16 protein-coding genes are annotated in these 15696 nt (G+C 73.5%); 11 read left to right on the forward strand and 5 right to left on the reverse strand.

Annotated elements, in window-relative coordinates:
• Window positions 1-202 precede the first annotated feature (202 nt).
• Window positions 203-952: a nucleotidyltransferase family protein gene (locus MQV74_RS37790; RefSeq protein ID WP_242727996.1), complete on the forward strand. Its 750-nt coding sequence runs from the start codon at window positions 203-205 to the stop codon at window positions 950-952.
• 145 nt (window positions 953-1097) lie between these two features.
• Here MQV74_RS37790 and MQV74_RS37795 read toward each other — a convergent pair whose 3' ends face one another.
• A complete protein-coding gene (locus tag MQV74_RS37795) occupies window positions 1098-2615 on the reverse strand; it encodes an FG-GAP-like repeat-containing protein (protein WP_242727997.1) in 1518 nt (505 codons plus the stop codon).
• A 262-nt stretch (window positions 2616-2877) separates the two neighbouring features.
• Complete coding sequence (locus MQV74_RS41255; protein WP_242727998.1) at window positions 2878-3306, reverse strand: peptidase inhibitor family I36 protein; 429 nt, start codon at window positions 3304-3306, stop codon at window positions 2878-2880.
• 420 nt (window positions 3307-3726) lie between these two features.
• On the opposite strand from MQV74_RS41255, the gene MQV74_RS37805 reads away from it, so the two are divergent.
• From MQV74_RS37805 to MQV74_RS37825, 5 genes are all read left to right on the forward strand, one after another.
• Complete coding sequence (locus MQV74_RS37805) at window positions 3727-4539, forward strand: ArsR/SmtB family transcription factor (RefSeq protein ID WP_242729363.1); 813 nt, start codon at window positions 3727-3729, stop codon at window positions 4537-4539.
• Between the two features lie 129 nt (window positions 4540-4668).
• On the forward strand, window positions 4669-5604 hold the full coding sequence (locus MQV74_RS37810) for an oxygenase MpaB family protein (protein WP_242727999.1): 936 nt from the start codon (window positions 4669-4671) through the stop codon (window positions 5602-5604).
• Window positions 5577-7862 (forward strand): serine/threonine-protein kinase, encoded by a 2286-nt coding sequence (locus MQV74_RS37815; protein ID WP_242728000.1) that lies wholly within the window; start codon window positions 5577-5579, stop codon window positions 7860-7862. Before MQV74_RS37810 ends, MQV74_RS37815 begins: the two co-directional genes overlap by 28 nt.
• A 108-nt stretch (window positions 7863-7970) precedes the next feature.
• The gene (locus MQV74_RS37820) at window positions 7971-9527 is read left to right on the forward strand and encodes a phytoene desaturase family protein (protein ID WP_242728001.1); all 1557 of its coding nucleotides are present in this window, start codon (window positions 7971-7973) and stop codon (window positions 9525-9527) included.
• Window positions 9528-9643: 116 nt separating this feature from the next.
• Window positions 9644-10267 (forward strand): TetR/AcrR family transcriptional regulator, encoded by a 624-nt coding sequence (locus MQV74_RS37825; RefSeq protein ID WP_242728002.1) that lies wholly within the window; start codon window positions 9644-9646, stop codon window positions 10265-10267.
• Window positions 10268-10317: 50 nt separating this feature from the next.
• Here MQV74_RS37825 and MQV74_RS37830 read toward each other — a convergent pair whose 3' ends face one another.
• The 3 genes from MQV74_RS37830 to MQV74_RS37840 all read right to left on the reverse strand — a co-directional run bounded on the left by MQV74_RS37830 (window position 10318) and on the right by MQV74_RS37840 (window position 12824).
• On the reverse strand, window positions 10318-10848 hold the full coding sequence (locus tag MQV74_RS37830; protein ID WP_242728003.1) for a hemerythrin domain-containing protein: 531 nt from the start codon (window positions 10846-10848) through the stop codon (window positions 10318-10320).
• Window positions 10841-12049 carry a hypothetical protein gene (locus tag MQV74_RS37835; protein ID WP_242728004.1) on the reverse strand — a complete coding sequence of 403 codons (1209 nt, stop codon included), beginning with the start codon at window positions 12047-12049 and terminating at the stop codon, window positions 10841-10843. The genes MQV74_RS37830 and MQV74_RS37835 overlap by 8 nt, the downstream gene beginning before the upstream one ends.
• A 106-nt stretch (window positions 12050-12155) precedes the next feature.
• The gene (locus MQV74_RS37840; protein WP_242728005.1) at window positions 12156-12824 is read right to left on the reverse strand and encodes a TetR/AcrR family transcriptional regulator; all 669 of its coding nucleotides are present in this window, start codon (window positions 12822-12824) and stop codon (window positions 12156-12158) included.
• A 55-nt stretch (window positions 12825-12879) separates the two neighbouring features.
• Here MQV74_RS37840 and MQV74_RS37845 point away from each other — a divergent pair, with 55 nt between their 5' ends.
• The 5 genes from MQV74_RS37845 (at window position 12880) to MQV74_RS37860 (ending at window position 15690) form a co-directional block, all read left to right on the forward strand.
• The gene (locus MQV74_RS37845; RefSeq protein ID WP_242728006.1) at window positions 12880-13572 is read left to right on the forward strand and encodes an SGNH/GDSL hydrolase family protein; all 693 of its coding nucleotides are present in this window, start codon (window positions 12880-12882) and stop codon (window positions 13570-13572) included.
• Window positions 13573-13619: 47 nt separating this feature from the next.
• On the forward strand, window positions 13620-13859 hold the full coding sequence (locus tag MQV74_RS37850; RefSeq protein ID WP_242728007.1) for a hypothetical protein: 240 nt from the start codon (window positions 13620-13622) through the stop codon (window positions 13857-13859).
• Window positions 13860-14345: 486 nt separating this feature from the next.
• Window positions 14346-14471 carry a hypothetical protein gene (locus tag MQV74_RS40995; RefSeq protein WP_278194310.1) on the forward strand — a complete coding sequence of 42 codons (126 nt, stop codon included), beginning with the start codon at window positions 14346-14348 and terminating at the stop codon, window positions 14469-14471.
• A gap of 128 nt (window positions 14472-14599) precedes the next feature.
• On the forward strand, window positions 14600-14839 hold the full coding sequence (locus MQV74_RS37855; RefSeq protein WP_242728008.1) for a phosphopantetheine-binding protein: 240 nt from the start codon (window positions 14600-14602) through the stop codon (window positions 14837-14839).
• The gene (locus tag MQV74_RS37860; RefSeq protein WP_242728009.1) at window positions 14836-15690 is read left to right on the forward strand and encodes a siderophore-interacting protein; all 855 of its coding nucleotides are present in this window, start codon (window positions 14836-14838) and stop codon (window positions 15688-15690) included. The genes MQV74_RS37855 and MQV74_RS37860 overlap by 4 nt, the downstream gene beginning before the upstream one ends.
• The last annotated feature ends 6 nt before the right edge of the window (window positions 15691-15696 follow it).

The raw sequence follows: 15696 nt of genomic DNA on the forward strand, positions 1-15696 counted from the left end.
CGGGCAGGCCCCTTCGCCGGCCTGCCCGAGAGGCCGCGGGGAAAATCGCTGGCCGCACCGCGGCAGGGGCCGTACGATCACGCCCCATGAAGTGAGTGATGACCTCCGCGCGCCGATCCGCACGACGCCGTCCGAGCCCCGGCTCCGGCGTCGGCGCGGCGCGCCCGCACGCCCGTCATCCCCTTCACACGATCGGAACCCCATGACTGACGACGTCTTCCTGCGCTCCGTCACCGAACGGCTTGCCGCCCTGCCCGCCGTGCACGCCGTCACCCTCGGCGGCTCGCGCGCCCAGGGAACCCACACACCCGACAGCGACTGGGACATGGCGGTGTACTACCGGGGCGCCTTCGACCCGGCGGACCTGCGTGCCGTCGGCTGGGACGGCGAAGTGTCCGAGCTGGGGGAGTGGGGCGGGGGCGTCTTCAACGGCGGGGCCTGGCTCAGCATCGAGGGCCGCCGCGTCGACGTCCACTACCGCGACCTCGACGTCGTCGAGCACGAGCTGACGCAGGCCCGGCAGGGGCGCTTCCACTGGGAACCGCTGATGTTCCACCTCGCGGGCATCCCCAGCTACCTCCTCGTCGCCGAACTCGCCGTCAACCAGGTGCTGAGCGGCGCCCTGCCCCGCCCTACGTACCCGTCCGCGCTGCGCGCCGCGGCCCCGGTGTTCTGGCGCGGCCGGGCCGCCCTGACACTCCAGTACGCCCGGGGCGCGTACGCCGGGCGCGGCCGGACCACCGAGGTGGCGGGGGCACTCGCCGTGGCCGCCATGGAGACGGCCCACGCGGTCCTCGCGGCGCGCGGCGAATGGACCACGAACGAGAAGCGCCTCCTGGAACGCGCCGGGCTCCGCGACCTCGACACGATCGTGGCGAACCTGAGCCAGGACCCGGAGGCCTTGACGCGAGCGGTCGCGGAGGCGGAGAAGCTGTTCGCGGCAGCGTCCTGAACGACGTAGGGGCGGAGGACAGCACTCTCCGCCCCTACGCGGTCGTGCCCCGACGGGGAGTGCCCCGAAGGGGCGCGGGGAACTGCGCGATAAGCCACGACGAACCCGCAGGTGGCCAACGGCCATCGCGGCTCAAGGCGAAGCGCTAGCGCAACGCGCTGCCGAACAGTGCCGCCACGGACGGAGCCGACAGGTCCTTGGGCCCGAAGGCCACGGACTTCTTGGCCGTGAGCCCCGCGGAGGTGCCGCGCAGCGACCACAGGGCGCCCGCGCTCGCGTTCTCGTTGACCGAGGACGCGGCGAGGTCGGCGCGGCCGTCGCCGGTGACGTCGAGCAGGGCCGTGGCGGCACCGAACGCGTCGCCCTTCTCGCCGACGCCGGGGATCCCGGGCGTGTCCTGCTGGAACGCCTGCGCACCGGCGCCGGTCACGCCCGCGGCGCTGCCGCGGACCAGGACGACGGAACCGGCGTCGGTGACCCGGCCGACGTCCTCGCCGGGCACGCCCACGGCGATGTCGGCGAAGCCGTCGCGGTTGACGTCACCCACGGCGACGGAGGCGCCGAAGGCGTCACCGTCCTCCTCGGCACCGGGGACGCCGGGCAGGTCCTGGTTGAACTTCTGGACCTGGCCCTCGCCGAGCTTCAGGCCGTCCTTCGAACCGTAGGCGACCATGACCCGGGACTCGTAGTCGCTGTCGCCGACCACCAGGTCGTCGTAGTGGTCGCCGTTGACGTCGCCGAGGGCGAGGGCCCCGTCGGAACCGGCGGCCTGGCCCCGCTTGAAGCCGGTGGGCGAGCCGTACAGGACCCTGTTGCCCCACTCGCCGTCGCCGTAGTAGTCGTTCATGGCGATGTCGGCGCGGCCGTCGCCGTTGATGTCGCCGACGGCCCGGGGCACGACCGGGCCCTTCACGGAGCGCGGGCCGTCGATGCAGCTCTCGGGCTTGTCGGGCAGCGGCGAGCAGTTGAGGTCGGGGCGGTCGTCGCTGCTGTAGCTCCACCACTGCGACTTGTCCATGAAGTCGAGGGTCGCGGTGGGCTTGGCGGTGCGGGAGATCGGGCCCTTCCACAGCTTGGCCCGCTGGTCGACCGGGTCGTCGCCGTGGGACGCCACGGTGGCGAACAGCGCCAGGTCGGTCTTGCCGTCACCGTCGAAGTCGCCCGCCTGCGGGGCGTGACCGTACGTGTTGATCTTCGTGCCGTCGGTGAGGCCGGACGCGGAGCCCCACATGATCACCGACCCGGCGTCCCGCCAGCCGGTGCCGATGACGAGGTCCGTGTAACCGTCGCCGTCCAGGTCGCCCTTGGTGAAGGTGCGGCCGAACTCCTGCTTGGTGGCGGCCGGGCCGGGCACTCCGTCGGTGGAGCGGCTGATGATCTTCTTGTGGGCGGGGTCGAGACCGTTCTTGGAGCCGTAGGCCACCGCCACGTACCCGGCCTTCTTCTTGCCGGAGACGGTGGCGCCCGGGGCGCCGACGACCAGGTCGGCGTAGCCGTCGCCGTTGAAGTCGTCCGTGGCCTCGGCGGCGGCGGTCTTCTGGGCGGCGGGCGTCACGGCCTCGGCCGGGCTCTGGCCGAGGGACCAGATCGTCAGCCCACCCGTCAGCAGGGACATGGCGACCAGGGGCGTGGTGAGACGGGCTCGGCGACGTGCTGGAGACATGAGGTTCCCGGATTCCTTTGATCGAGGGTCGGCGGTGCGCGCCCGTACGGGAGTTCACCGCCGGTTCACTCCCTTGACCGCCCGCGTCGCCCAATGGTTGCCCTGCGCCTCGGAGGTCTCTGTGGGTGACCGGGGAGTGACCGGGCGGGGCGGGCCGTCCTGCCTGTCCGCGGCGCGCGAGGCCGCCCGCGAGCCGCGCCCTCGGGGGCGCGGCTCGCGGGCGGCCGGCACGGGGCCCCGGGGCCCCTGGTTCGGAGCAGGGTCAACAGGCGGCGTCGACGGAGCTCAACTTGTTGTCGTGGGCGGGGTTGAGGTTGCCCTTGAACCACCCCGGCATGCTGCCGAGGCGCCCGGTGTAGGTGCCGTCGTAGAGGATGATGGGCGTCGGCGTCCTGTTCCAGGCGGAGGTGGCCTTGCCGTCGAGGTAGGGCGGGACGTGGTGGCGGCCGCAGCTCGGGACGGTCCAGAACAGCCCTTCGCCGTTGTAGTGCTGGAAGAAGCACGTGCCCGCACCGCAGCGGTCGTAGGCGTCCTGCGCGATGACGTCGCTGTTGGCTCCGGTCACCCGGTACAGACCCTCGACCCCGGGGACCTTGGTGAACTGGGTCTCGGACGCACTGGCGGCGTTCGGTCCGACGAATGCCGCCGCGAGTGCGACGGCACCGGCGAACACGGCTAGCGATTTCCGCACGAATTTCCCCTTCGGGTAGGAGTGCTGTGCTGGAGAAGCGCATGGAGCGGCAGCCCGGTGGTGGCGCGAGGGTGAGGGACCCGAGGCGCGAGTGACAGCACGGTGCCGGGCCCCCGTTCCCTCTCCGGCTGCCCTCACATTGTGGCGTGCGGCAGGCTCGGCGAGTTGGCGCTGAGCGCGGGGTTGCTTGGCCCTCGGCGCATGATGCCGTGGCTCGTCCCGAGTCGTGCGGTGCCGTCCGCCGGGGCTCGTCGTGGAGGTGTCAGGGCCGCGCCACCCCGTCCGCCGCGTTCGGCGTGCCCGTGGCCATCCCCGGGGCGAGGGTGATACTGCGGCCCGCCTTGACATGCAGCCGTATGGCTGCCTATCGTTTTAGGCAGCTGAATGGCTGCCTATTGGAGGGCGGGGATGGATCACCCGATGGACGAGGTCTTCAAGGCGCTGGCCGACGCCAGCCGCAGACGGCTCCTCGACAGTCTGAACGCGCGCAACGGCCAGAGCCTGCGCGAGCTGTGCGCGGGGCTCGACATGGCCCGGCAGTCGGTGAGCAAGCACCTGGCCCTCCTGGAGGAGGCCCGTCTGGTGACCACCGTCCGGCGGGGCAGGGAAAAGCTCCACTACCTCAACGCCGAGCCCATCAACGCCATCGCCGACCGCTGGATCAGCCGTTACGACCGGGCGCGGGCCCACGCGCTCGCCGATCTCAAGCACGCATTGGAGAGCAGCACCATGAGCCGCACCGACGACACCGCGTTCGTCTACACCACGTACATCAAGACCACCCCCGAGAAGCTCTGGCAGGCCCTGACGGACCCGGCCTTCACCCGGCGCTACTGGGGCCTGGAGTTCGTCACCGACTGGAAGCCCGGCTCGGTCATGGCCTGGGAGGGGCACGGTCTGACCGGCCCCGACCCCGAGCAGGTCGTCCTGGAGTGCGACCCCTACCGGAAGCTCTCCTACACCTGGCACACCTTCACGCCCGGCTTCGCCAAGGCCGTGAACCTGGACGACGAGTCGCTCGCGAAGATCGCCGCCGAGAAGCGCTCCAAGGTGTCGTTCGACATCGAGCCGCAGGGGGAGACCGTCAAGCTCACCGTCGTCCACGACGGCTTCGAGCCCGGCAGCGCCGTCCTGGAGATGATCCACGACGGCTGGGCCGCGCTGCTCTCCAGTCTCAAGACCCTCCTGGAGACGGGCGAGGAGCTCCCGGACCCCGACCGCAAGGACGCGTGAACCCCGGCGGTGCCCGCGGCGTCATAGGGGCATGACGACTCCGCGGTCCGCCGCGGTCCCGCTCGCCGTCGCCGACCTCATGCCCCCACCTCCCCCGCCCGCCGGTAGCCTGACGGGGGAGGTGGGGGCATGAGGGACGCGGACCCCGGGCTCTTCGGGCCCTCGTCGGTGACGTGGCAGATGCACGGCGACCCCATGATGTGGGTCGCGGGCATACGCGCCCTGTACCTCCAGGCGCTGCACCCGCGCGCCGTGCGCGGCGTCATGCAGAACTCCGACTTCCGCAAGGACGCCTGGGGCCGTCTGATGCGCACGGCGGGCTTCGTCGGCACGACGACGTACGGCACCACCGAGGCCGCCGAGGCGGCGGGCGCCCGGGTGCGCAAGATACACACGATGCTGTCGGCGACCGACCCGGACACGGGGGAGCGCTACGGCGTCGACGAACCCGAGCTGCTCCTGTGGGTGCACTGCGCCGAGATCGACTCCTACCTCCACGTCGTGCGCCGCTCCGGCTTCCGGATCGGCGCCGCGGCCGCCGACCGGTACGTCGCCGAACACCGCGAGAGCGCCCGCCTGGTGGGCCTCGACCCCGCCCGCGTACCGGCGTCCACGGCCGAACTCGCCGCGTACTTCGAGAAGGTGGCCCCCGACCTCGCCGCCGGAGCGGAGGCGCGCGTCGTCGACGACTTCCTGCGGCGGCCGCCCACCGCGCCCCTGCTGGTCCCGGCGCGCGCCCTGCTGTGGCGGCGCGTGGCGGACCTCGCCTACGCGTCGCTGCCCCGTTACGCCCACGAGCTGTACGGCAGGAGCGCGCCGCCGCCCGCGACGGTGACGCGCCGCCTCGTCACCACGGGTACCGTGCTGCGCTGCGTTCCCGCGCGTCTGCGCTGGCAGTTGCCGCCCAAGCACATCCTGCGCGCCATGGCCCGGCTCGGCCCGGGCAGTCGCCCCGCGTCGTACAAAGTCGCCGGACAGGACGCCATACTGGACGGGCCGGGGAGGGCGCGACGACGCGACGGGGGCGACAGCACGAGATGCCAGAGTCGGGGGACACCAGGCTGATCCAGGGCCGGTACCAGCTGCTCGACCTCATCGGCCGCGGCGGCATGGGCGAGGTGTGGCGGGCCCGCGACGAAGCGCTCGGCCGCAGGGTCGCCGTCAAGTGCCTCAAGCCGCTCGGGCCCCAGCACGACGCGGCGTTCACCCGTGTCCTGCGCGAGCGCTTCCGGCGCGAGGCCCGGGTCGCGGCCGGGCTCCAGCACCGCGGCATCACCGTCGTGCACGACTTCGGCGAGTGCGACGGCGTCCTGTTCCTGGTGATGGAGCTCCTCGAAGGCCGCAACCTCAGCCAGCTCCTGGACGACAACCCGCGGCACCCGCTGCCCGTCGCCGACGTCGTGGACATCGCCGACCAGGTCGCGTCCGCTCTCGCCTACACGCACGAACAGGGCATCGTGCACCGCGACTTGAAGCCCGCGAACATCATGCGGCTGCTCGACGGCACCGTGAAGATCTGCGACTTCGGCATCGCCCGGCTCGGCGCCGACATCGGCTTCACCTCGCGCCTGACCAACACCAACATCGCCATGGGCACCCCGCACTACATGTCGCCCGAGCAGATCAGCGGCGCCGAGGTCGACCAGCGCAGCGACCTGTACTCCTTCGGCTGCGTCCTGTACGAACTGGCCACCGGCGCCCCGCCGTTCGACCTCGACGACGCGTGGGCGATCCTCGTCGGCCACCGCGACACCGAGCCCGAGCCACCGCGCCGCCGCCGCGGCGAACTCCCCGAGTTCTTCGACCGGATCGTCCTCGACCTGCTCGCCAAACACCCCGACCAGCGGCCCGGCGACGCCCGCGAACTGGGCCGCCGCATCGCCGCGGGCCGCGGCGGCAAGGCGACCCGCCCCACCTACGTCCCCACCGTCGTCAGCCCGCCCCTGCGCCGCACCCAGCACCCGCCCCCCGAGCGGCCCACGGGGCGGCCCGTGCCCGGCAGGTCCGAACCGTCCCTGCCGTCGTGGACGCGCGGGATGACCACCGGCCACAAGGCGACCGGCGCGGGCCCCCTGCGCCTGACCCCGCCCGACGCGGCCGCGGGCCTCACCGGCGAGTGGATCCCGCGCGCCACCGGGCGCCCCACCGGCGAGCCGCGGCCCCGGTCCACCCCGTCGCCGGACGTGCTCGCGACCCTCGTCAGCCGCCACAACGCGGGCCTGAGCCTCGGCCGCCTCGGCCGCTGGGCGGAGGCGGGCGAGGTGCACCGCGCCGTCGCCGCCGAGCGCGAGCACGTCCTCGGGCCCGACCACCCCGACACCCTCGCCAGCCGCTACGAGGTCGGGTTCACGCTCAGCCGCACCGGGCGGCCCGCCGACGCCCTGCGCGAGTACACCCGCGTCGCCGAGGGCCGCGAGCGCGCCCTCGGCGACGAACACGCGGACACGCTCGCCGTCCGCCAGGAGACGGCGTACGTGCTGGGCCAGCTCGGCCGGCACTTCGAGGCCCACCAGGTGTACACCTCGGTGCTCGCCGTGCGGGAGCGCACCGCGGGCCCCGACCACCCCGACACCCTGCGCTGCCGCCACAACCTGGCGTTCAACCTCAGCCGCCTGGGCCGCCTCGAGGACTCCTACCGGCTGGCCCGCGACGTCGCGGCGGCCCGCGCCCGCGTCCTCGGCCCCACCCACCCCGACACCCTCGTCACCCGCTACGAAGTCGCCTACACCCTCGGCCAGTTGGGCCGCTGGCCGGAGGCGCTGCACACCTACCGCGAGGTTGCCGAGGCCCGCGCCGGTGCCCTCGGCGCCGACCACCCCGACACGCTCGCCGCGCGCTACGAGGTCGGCATCAGCCTCGGCCGCCTCGGCCGCAGCGCCGAGGCCCTGGAGCTCTACCGCTCCCTCATCGAGGACCGCGCCCGCGTCAACGGCCCCGCCGACCCCGAGACCCTGCGCGCCCGGCACGGCCTCGGCGTCAACCTCGGCCGCCAGGGCCGCTGGGAAGAGGCGCTCGCCGAGGCCCGCGACGTGTGCGCCGTGCGCGAGCGCGTCCTCGGCGCGGACCACCCCGACACCCTCGTCAGCCGCCGCGAGATCGCCGTCGGCCTCGGCTGGCTCGGCCGCTGGGCGGACGCGCTGACGGCCTACCGCCACGTGGCCGCGGCCCGCGAGCGGGTCCTCGGCGCCGACCACCCCGACACCCTCGCCAGCCGCAACGACGAGGCCCACTGCCTGGAGCAGCTCGGGCGCGGCGCGGAGGCGGTGGCGCTCTACCGCAGGGTGGCGGCGCTGCGCCAGCAGCGCGCGACGGGCGGCCACTGACCCACCGGGAGCCCCGGTGGCCCCGCGCGCCCGAGGCGCACGCCGCGCGAAACGCCTCCCCGCCCCGCGAAACGCCCCCTCGAAAACTGATCCGTGCTACGAAGAGGCATGCGACCCAGCTATGACGCCGTCGTGATCGGCGGCGGCCACAACGCGCTGGTGGCGGCCGCCTACCTCGCCCGCGCGGGCCGGTCCGTGCTGCTCCTCGAGCGCCTGGGCCGACCGGGCGGCGCCGCCGTGTCCACCCGCCCCTTCCCCGGCCTCGACGCCCGGCTCTCCCGCTACTCGTACCTGGTGAGCCTGCTGCCCAGGAAGATCGTGCGCGATCTGGACCTGGACTTCCGAGTCCGCACCCGCTCCGTGTCCTCGTACACGCCGACCGTCCGCGACGGACGTCCCACCGGGCTCCTGGTGGGCCGCGGCGAGTCCCGGACACGGGCCTCCTTCGCCCGGCTGACCGGCGACGACCGGGCGTACGAGGCCTGGCGCGACTTCTACGCGCTGACCGCCCACGCGGCCCGGCGGATCTTTCCGACACTCACGGAACCGCTGCCCGACAAGGCGGAGCTGCGGCGCCTGGTCGACGACGACACCGTCTGGCGCACCCTGTTCGAGGAGCCGATCGGCCGGGCCGTCGAGGCCCGCTTCACCGACGACCTGGTGCGCGGCGTCGTCCTCACCGACGCCCTGATCGGCACGTTCGCCGACGCCCACGACCCGGACCTGCGGCAGAACCGCTGCTTCCTCTACCACGTCATCGGCGGCGGCACCGGCGACTGGAACGTCCCCGTCGGCGGCATGGGCACGCTCACCCGCGCCCTGGCCGACCGCGCCCTGGCCGCGGGCGCCGAACTGCTCACCGGCCATGACGTCACGCGCGTCGAGACCGACGGCCTGCGCGCCGAGGTGTCCTACCGCACCGCGGACGGCGACGGCACGGTCGCCGCCCGGCACGTGCTCGTCGGCACCTCCCCGCACGAACTCGCCGCCCTCACCGGGCAGCCGCCGCCCCCGCCCGCCGAAGGGGCCCAGCTCAAGGTCAACATGGTGCTCAAGCGGCTGCCCAAGCTCCGCGACCCCTCCGTCGACCCCCGCGATGCCTTCGCCGGGACCTTCCACATCGCCGAGGGCTACGAGGAGTTGGCGCGGGCCCACGCCGAGGCCGCGGGCGGCGCGCTGCCCGCGGCGCCGCCCTCCGAGATCTACTGCCACTCCCTGACCGACCCCACGATCCTCGGCCCCGACCTGGTCGAGGGCGGCTACCACACCCTGACCCTGTTCGGCCTGCACACCCCGGCCCGCCTGTTCACCGAGGCCACCAACGCCACGGCCCGCGACGCGCTCCTGACCGCCACGCTCGCCCAGCTCGACGCGCACCTGGCCGAGCCCATCGCCGACTGCCTGGCCACGGACGCGGACGGCCGCCCCTGCGTCGAGGCGAAGACCCCCCTGGACCTGGAGCGCGAGCTGCGCCTGCCCGGCGGCAACATCTTCCACGGTGACCTCTCCTTCCCGTACGCCGACGACGTCGAAGGGCACGAGGACCGCTGGGGCGTGGCCACCGCCCACCCGAACGTCCACCTCTGCGGCGCGGGCGCCCGTCGCGGCGGCGGCGTCAGCGGCATCGCGGGGCACAACGCCGCGATGGCGGTCCTGGAGAGCTGATCGGCGGCTGGAGCGCTGATCGGCGGCGATCGGCGCTGGTGTACGGTCGGTCCCGGTCGGCGCGGGGCCGGGAGGAGCGCCCCACGCGTGTGTGAAGGAAACGAGAGGTGCTCACCATGGCTGCCCGACGAGACGGCCGCCGCGCGGACACACCGACCTTCACCGAACAGGCCCGCCGCCGCCAGCTCATCGAGTGCACGATCGACCTGATCTCCACCAAGGGCTACCCGTCGACGTCCCTCTCGGCCATCGCCGAGCAGGCGGGCTTGTCCAAGGCCGCGGTCCTCTACCACTTCGCCTCCAAGGACAACCTCACCCGGGCCGCGCTGGCCCACGTTCTGGAGGAGTTCACCGCGTACGTCGGCGAGCGGGTCGCGGCCGCGCCGGAGCCGCGTGCCGCCGTGGTCGCCTACGTCCGCGCCATGGTCGGCTACCAGCGGGAGAACCGCCGCCACGTCCGCGTCATCACCGAGATGCTCCTCGACGACCACGGCGGCACCCGCCTGAAGAACCCCGGAAGCCACGACACCGCCGGCCGCTGGCAGGCCCTCGCGGACCTGCTCGCCGCAGGCCAGGAGGCCGGGCACTTCCGGCCGTTCGACCCCACCACGACCTCCCTGGCCGTCGGCGGCGCCATCGACGGCGTCATCAGCCACTGGCTGGCCCACCCGGACCTCGACCTGAACGCGGCGGAGGACGAACTGGTGACCTTCACCCTGCACGCGATCGACCGACGCTGACCCGGCCGAGGAAGCGGGCCGCGCTCGCCGGAGCCCGGCGGCGCGCGCTCCTACCCGCCCTGGCCCATGGCCTCGCGTACGGCGTCACGGGTGCGGTCGACGAGTGCCGGGAGGGGGCTCTCGTTCCGGGGAGCCAGGGCCCACGCGGCCCGCACCCCGGCCGCCATGGCGGTGAGACGGCCGGGCGGGGTGTGCCGCAGGACGTGCGGGAACTCGTACCGCTCCTCGGCGCGGGCGTGCCGCGTCACCTCGGTGCGCAGCAGGGCGAGGGCGGGCAGGAACGCCGGGTCGTCCGGGGCCACGCCGTCGAGGCGGGAGAGCAGCTCCTTGGCCTCCTTCTCCTCCGTGAGCCGCTCCCGCACGATGTCGCGGCCGCCCGTGAACACCGCGCGGGCGAAGGGGTGCAGGACCTCCTCCTCGGCCGTCTCGTGCACCGCGAGCAGCCGCACGAGACGGCGGAAGGCGGCGCGCCGCTCGGCGCCCGCGGCCCGTTCCACCGCGTCGAACAGCGTGCGGATGTCCCCGTGCTGCCGCAGGAGAAGCGTGACGACGTCTCCGTCGCCCTCGGGCGTGTCAGACATGGCGGCCCCTCACCCGCGAGGCGGTGTCGGAGCGGTCGCCGGGCTGTGAGCGGTACGCGCGCCCGAACAGGTCGGCGTGCTGGGCCATGACGCGCTCGCTCGGCGGCTCCTCGCCGCCGTGGATCCGCTCCTGCATGCCCTGGAACCGCTCGTGCGCGTCCCGCACGTAGCCGGTGCCCAGCGTGGTCAGGTCGATCTCCGTGGCGAGGAGATCGCGCACGTACTCCTTGTTGGGCTCGAAGGTCAAGGGGGCCGGGAGCTCGGGCGCGAGGATCTCCTGAGGGTCGCGTCCGTCGTGACGGCGCATCAGGTCACAGGCGATGCGCAGGTGCTCCAACTCCATGTTCAAGTGCAGCTCCCAGACGGCCTTCACCTTGGGGTCGGTCTCCTGCTCCATGAAGGAGTGGTAGAGGTAGCACTCGTTGTACTCGTGGGTGACGAGCTGCTCCCACCAGGTCTCGCCGGGGTCGAGGAGGGACTCGTAGTGGGTGACGTGCTCCTCCTCGACGAGCGCGATCTCCTGGTAGAGCTGGCGCGCGATCGGCTCCATGTACTGCGGGCCGACGTTCATGTAGAAGTTCATGGTCTGCTGCTCGGCGGACAGGACGGTCAGCGCGTGCAGCTTGGACAGCGGCTGCGCGGTGGCGCGGTCGTACGGCGCGCGGACGTTGTCCGCGGGATGCCGGTGGTGCAGCTCGGTGGGGCGGCCCGGCATGACCTCGGTGAGCTGCCCGACGATCGCTTCGGCCTTGCGGTGCTCGATCATCTCGTAGAGGTTCGCGTACCGGAACAGGTGGTCGAAGTCCTCCAGGACGCCGAACCGGTACGCCTGCCGCAGAGCCGGATCCGGCTCCGACCGGGCCACCCAGGCGGTGAGGTCCACGGCGACCTGCTCGTACGCGATGGTCGTCTCCAGGACCGAGGCGAGCCCCGGCAGGAGCCAGTTGACGGCCTTCTGCTGCTGTTGCTCGACGTACCGGACCTCGGCGAGGAGGCGCCGCACCTCCGGGTCGGGGCAGTGGCGGGCGAAGTGATGGCTGAAGAGCGCCGCTTCGACCTCGATGCCGTTCATCGTGATGATGCGGCACCGGGTGTACGGATCGCAGCGGTCGGGGTCGATCGGTTCCACGTTCAGTTCGCGCCAGGAGCGTATCTGGCGGTCCAGCGGGATGCCTCGTTGTTCCAGGGGGTTCAGGGTCATCGGGGACTCCTCGGCTTCGCCGTGCCGGACAAGGCCGGCGCCGGGTACCCGGGGCCCGATGGGCGAAACGACGGGCCGGTGCCGGTCGGCCACGCGCCTAGGACGCTCAGCCGCGCGGGGAGAGGAGGCCCTCCACCACCAGGCGCGCCCGGTGCGCGGCGTCGGGGTCGCCCACGCGCAGCGCGGTGTTCGTCGCCGTGAGGACCGCGTCGATCTGGAAGGCCGTCAGCTCGGCGTCCAGGGCCGGGACCTCACCGGCGCCGACGGCGTGGCGCAGCTCGTCGGCGAGCAGGGTCAGCCACTCCCGGTGGTGGCTGAACAGGGCGTCGTGGACCGGCCCGGGGCGGCTGTCGAAGTCGGGCCGGTTCGCCGCCCAGAAGCAGCCGCCGGTGAACAGCGGCGCGCTCGCGTACACGAGCCACCGGTCGAGGAGCGCACGCAACCGGTCGGCGCCGTGCGGCGCGTCCGCGGCGGGCCGCACCACCGCGTCGACGAACGCTTCGCGGGCCGCGCCCACGGCGGCGAGCTGGAGCTTCTCCTTGGACCCGAAGAGCGTGGCGACGCCGCTCTTGCTGAGGCCCAGGTCGGTGGCGAGACGCCCGATGCTCAGGCCGTTGAGCCCGTCGAGGGATGCCACGTCGACGGCGTGCCGGGCGACGGCCCGGCGGGTGCGGGAGCCGCGCAGGAGCCGCCGGTCGGTCGTCCCCGCGTTCTCCGAGGCAGCGTTCTCGGCCTGCGCGGTGGGGGAGGGCGCGGGGCGCTCGGGCTCGTTCATGACGGCATCCTCGCACGTCTTGTCATAGAAGTACGAACGATCGTACGGTCTTTCAATGACAACCACCGCAAGCGCCCCGGACGCTCTCACCGAAGAGTCCGATCCCTTCTGCCTGGCCCCGGGCCGCGCCGCCCAGCTGCTGTCCCGCGCGCCCTGGTGCCGTTTCGCCGCGGTCGGCGACAGCCTCGCCGCCGGGACCGGCGACCCGAGCCCGGGATACGCGTCCCTGGGATGGCCCGACCGGTTCGCCGACGTCCTGCGCCGCGTGCGGCCCCGCCTGGAGTACCTCAACACCGCGGAGGTCGGGGCGACGTCGGGCCGGACGTTCGCCCGGCAGATGGACCGCCTCGACGCCTTCGGCCCGGACCTGGTCCATGTGGCGTGCGGCGCGAACGACCTGTTCCGGAGGGACTTCGACGTCGCCGCCGTCGAGCGGTCCGTGCGCCGCGTCCACGAGCGCGCCGCCGCGACCGGTGCCCAACTGACCACCTTCACCTTGGGCAGGGCGTTCCAGGTCCCGGCGATCCCCGACTGGGGAGACCGGATCCACGCGCTCAACGCCCTCGTACGGGACGTGGCCCGCGCGCACGACGCCGTGCTCGTCGACATGTGGGACCACCCGGTCAACGCCCGCCCCGGACTCGTCAGCGCGGATCGCATCCACTTCGCCGCCGTGGGCCAGGCCGTCCTGGCGGCGGAGCTCGTCCGGGCGCTCGCGGAGCGCCTCGCCGGTCGCGACCTGCCGTGACGGCATGTCGGCCTGCGTCGGCCGCGGCGCGGGCGCACGCTGGAGGCATGACAGCAGAGATAGTGGTGCACCGCGCGTCCCCGTCCGGCGGTCGACGGGTGGACGTGCACGGGGAGAACGTCGGCGTCGCCCACAGCGTGGCGGACGTGACCGAGTTCCTGCGGCGCGCGGGCCTGGACCTCGACCCGGTGGAGGTCGCCGTGTCACCGCTGATCGAGTGGCGCGGGGGCGGGCCTGAGGGGTGGGGGCAGGGGAGCGGTGGCAGCCAGGAGGCGCCGCCGGGGTGAGGGCGCGGCGCCGCCGCGGTCCACCGTTCGCGCGGGACGCGCCGCGAAGCGCCATGAAGCAGGGCCATATGACGACACGTCATATGGCCCTGCCGCGTTTGTGGCGCGCGTTCGCCTCGTGCGAGGTCGTACGGCGTGAAGATCACTTGCGCACTCCGCCGATTAGTAGTTAGGTTAGCCTTACCTGAGCGAGCGGGGGAGTATGTGTGGATTGCGGGGGTTTCAGGGCTGGTCGCCTTAGGTATGGGGGCGGCTGCGGCGTCTCGGCGCGGTGTGGATCCGCCGGATCCGGCCAACGTGCTGGCGTGACGTCGTCCGGGGGTGGGTCACGGTGGCCGCGCGTCGACCGTGTCCGTGGTCCGGCAGGGGTGCCGCCCCTGGCAACTCCCGTTCCCTCCCGCGTACTTGCCGCCCGGTGCGGCACCCCGCAGAGCCCGCTCGCCGACGGCGGCGCGACCGCGCACGCCCGAGAAAGGAAACGCTGACGTGTCCCTCCCTCCCGTACCGGTGCGCCGGGTCGCCGGACCCGGCGGTGAACCGGCGGCGACCACGGCCGAGTTCCGTACGTCGGCGCCGGTACGGGCCGTCGGCGTGCCGGGGCGGTGGCGGTGATCGCCGTGCGCGGCGGGCGGCGCACCCCCTCCGTGCCGCCCGCCGCGACGCCCCGCCTCCCTCGGCCGCCAGGCCGCCCACCCCGTGCCGACCGCGCCGTCGGCCCCGATGTCCCCAGGAGTCACTCGATGCCCCAGACCCTGTCGCCCGAGAGGATCCGCGCCGACGTCGCGGAGCTGCTCGACTGCGACCCCGCCGAGATCGCGCCCGACGACAACCTGATGGACCACGGTCTGGACTCGGTGCGCATCATGACCCTCATCGAGCGCTGGCGCGCCGCGGGCGCGGCCGCCGTCGAGTTCCCCGACCTGGCCGAGCGGCCCGAACTCGGCCACTGGACCGCGCTGTTGACCGGTGGCGCCGCATGACGCTCAAGGACCACAGGGACCGGCATCTGGAACGCATCGCGGAGGTCAGGGCGGGCCGCCACGCCGAGAAGGTGGGCTACCCGATCCGCGTCCGGGAGACCGAGGTCGTCCGCACAGCCATGGTCGGCACCGGCCTGCTGCGGCTCACCCTGGGCGGGCCGGGCGCCGCCGGGTTCGAGGCCCACTCCCCGGACGAGCACGTGAAGCTGCTCTTCCCGGAGCCGGACGGCACGCTGCGCCTTCCCGAGCCGGACGGGTCGATGCTGCGCTGGCCGCGCCCCTCGCCCACCTCGCGCGAGTACACCGTGCGCCGCTACGACCCCGACGCGGGCGAGATCGACATCGACATCGTCCCGCACGCGGGCGGCCTCGCGTCGGACTGGGCCCACGCGGTCGAGCCGGGCGCCGTCGTGCACGTCGCGGGCCCGCCCGGCGGACTGATCGTCCCGCACGCCTACGACCGCTATCTGTTCGCGGGCGACATCACCGCGCTGCCCGCGATCGCCCGCTGGCTGGAGGAGCTGCCCCGGGGCGCGCGCGGCTGGGCCTTCGTCGAAGTCGCCGACGCCGCACAGGAGATCGACCTGGCCGCGCCCGAGGGCGTCGAGGTGCGCTGGCTGCACCGCGGCGACCGACCGCCGGGCAGCGGCGACGCCCTGGCACGGGCCGTGACCGAGGTGACCGTGCCCGAGGGCGAACGGATCTACGTATGGGTCGCGGGCGAGGCCGGGCAGATCAAGCCGCTGCGCCGCTGGGTGCGCGACGAACTGCGCCTGGACAAGGCCGACCACGACATCACCGGCTACTGGAAGCGCGGCGTCGCCGACTTCGACGACGAGCACGACCACTGACCGTTC

The organism is Streptomyces sp. AN091965, assembly GCF_022698285.1.
Classification (GTDB): Bacteria; Actinomycetota; Actinomycetes; order Streptomycetales; family Streptomycetaceae; genus Streptomyces.

Excerpts from the sequence above, each read along its gene's own strand:
- MQV74_RS37805 (WP_242729363.1), top strand. The coding sequence starts at position 3,727 with ATGGACGAGGTCTTCAAGGCGCTGGCCGACGCCAGCCGCAGACGGCTC.
- MQV74_RS37835 (WP_242728004.1), bottom strand. The coding sequence starts at position 12,049 with ATGACCCTGAACCCCCTGGAACAACGAGGCATCCCGCTGGACCGCCAG.
- MQV74_RS37830 (WP_242728003.1), bottom strand. The coding sequence starts at position 10,848 with ATGTCTGACACGCCCGAGGGCGACGGAGACGTCGTCACGCTTCTCCTG.
- MQV74_RS37795 (WP_242727997.1), bottom strand. The coding sequence starts at position 2,615 with ATGTCTCCAGCACGTCGCCGAGCCCGTCTCACCACGCCCCTGGTCGCC.
- MQV74_RS37790 (WP_242727996.1), top strand. The coding sequence starts at position 203 with ATGACTGACGACGTCTTCCTGCGCTCCGTCACCGAACGGCTTGCCGCC.
- MQV74_RS37810 (WP_242727999.1), top strand. The coding sequence starts at position 4,669 with ATGAGGGACGCGGACCCCGGGCTCTTCGGGCCCTCGTCGGTGACGTGG.
- MQV74_RS37855 (WP_242728008.1), top strand. The coding sequence starts at position 14,600 with ATGCCCCAGACCCTGTCGCCCGAGAGGATCCGCGCCGACGTCGCGGAG.
- MQV74_RS37850 (WP_242728007.1), top strand. The coding sequence starts at position 13,620 with ATGACAGCAGAGATAGTGGTGCACCGCGCGTCCCCGTCCGGCGGTCGA.
- MQV74_RS37840 (WP_242728005.1), bottom strand. The coding sequence starts at position 12,824 with ATGAACGAGCCCGAGCGCCCCGCGCCCTCCCCCACCGCGCAGGCCGAG.
- MQV74_RS37815 (WP_242728000.1), top strand. The coding sequence starts at position 5,577 with ATGCCAGAGTCGGGGGACACCAGGCTGATCCAGGGCCGGTACCAGCTG.
- MQV74_RS37845 (WP_242728006.1), top strand. The coding sequence starts at position 12,880 with ATGACAACCACCGCAAGCGCCCCGGACGCTCTCACCGAAGAGTCCGAT.
- MQV74_RS37820 (WP_242728001.1), top strand. The coding sequence starts at position 7,971 with ATGCGACCCAGCTATGACGCCGTCGTGATCGGCGGCGGCCACAACGCG.
- MQV74_RS37825 (WP_242728002.1), top strand. The coding sequence starts at position 9,644 with ATGGCTGCCCGACGAGACGGCCGCCGCGCGGACACACCGACCTTCACC.
- MQV74_RS37860 (WP_242728009.1), top strand. The coding sequence starts at position 14,836 with ATGACGCTCAAGGACCACAGGGACCGGCATCTGGAACGCATCGCGGAG.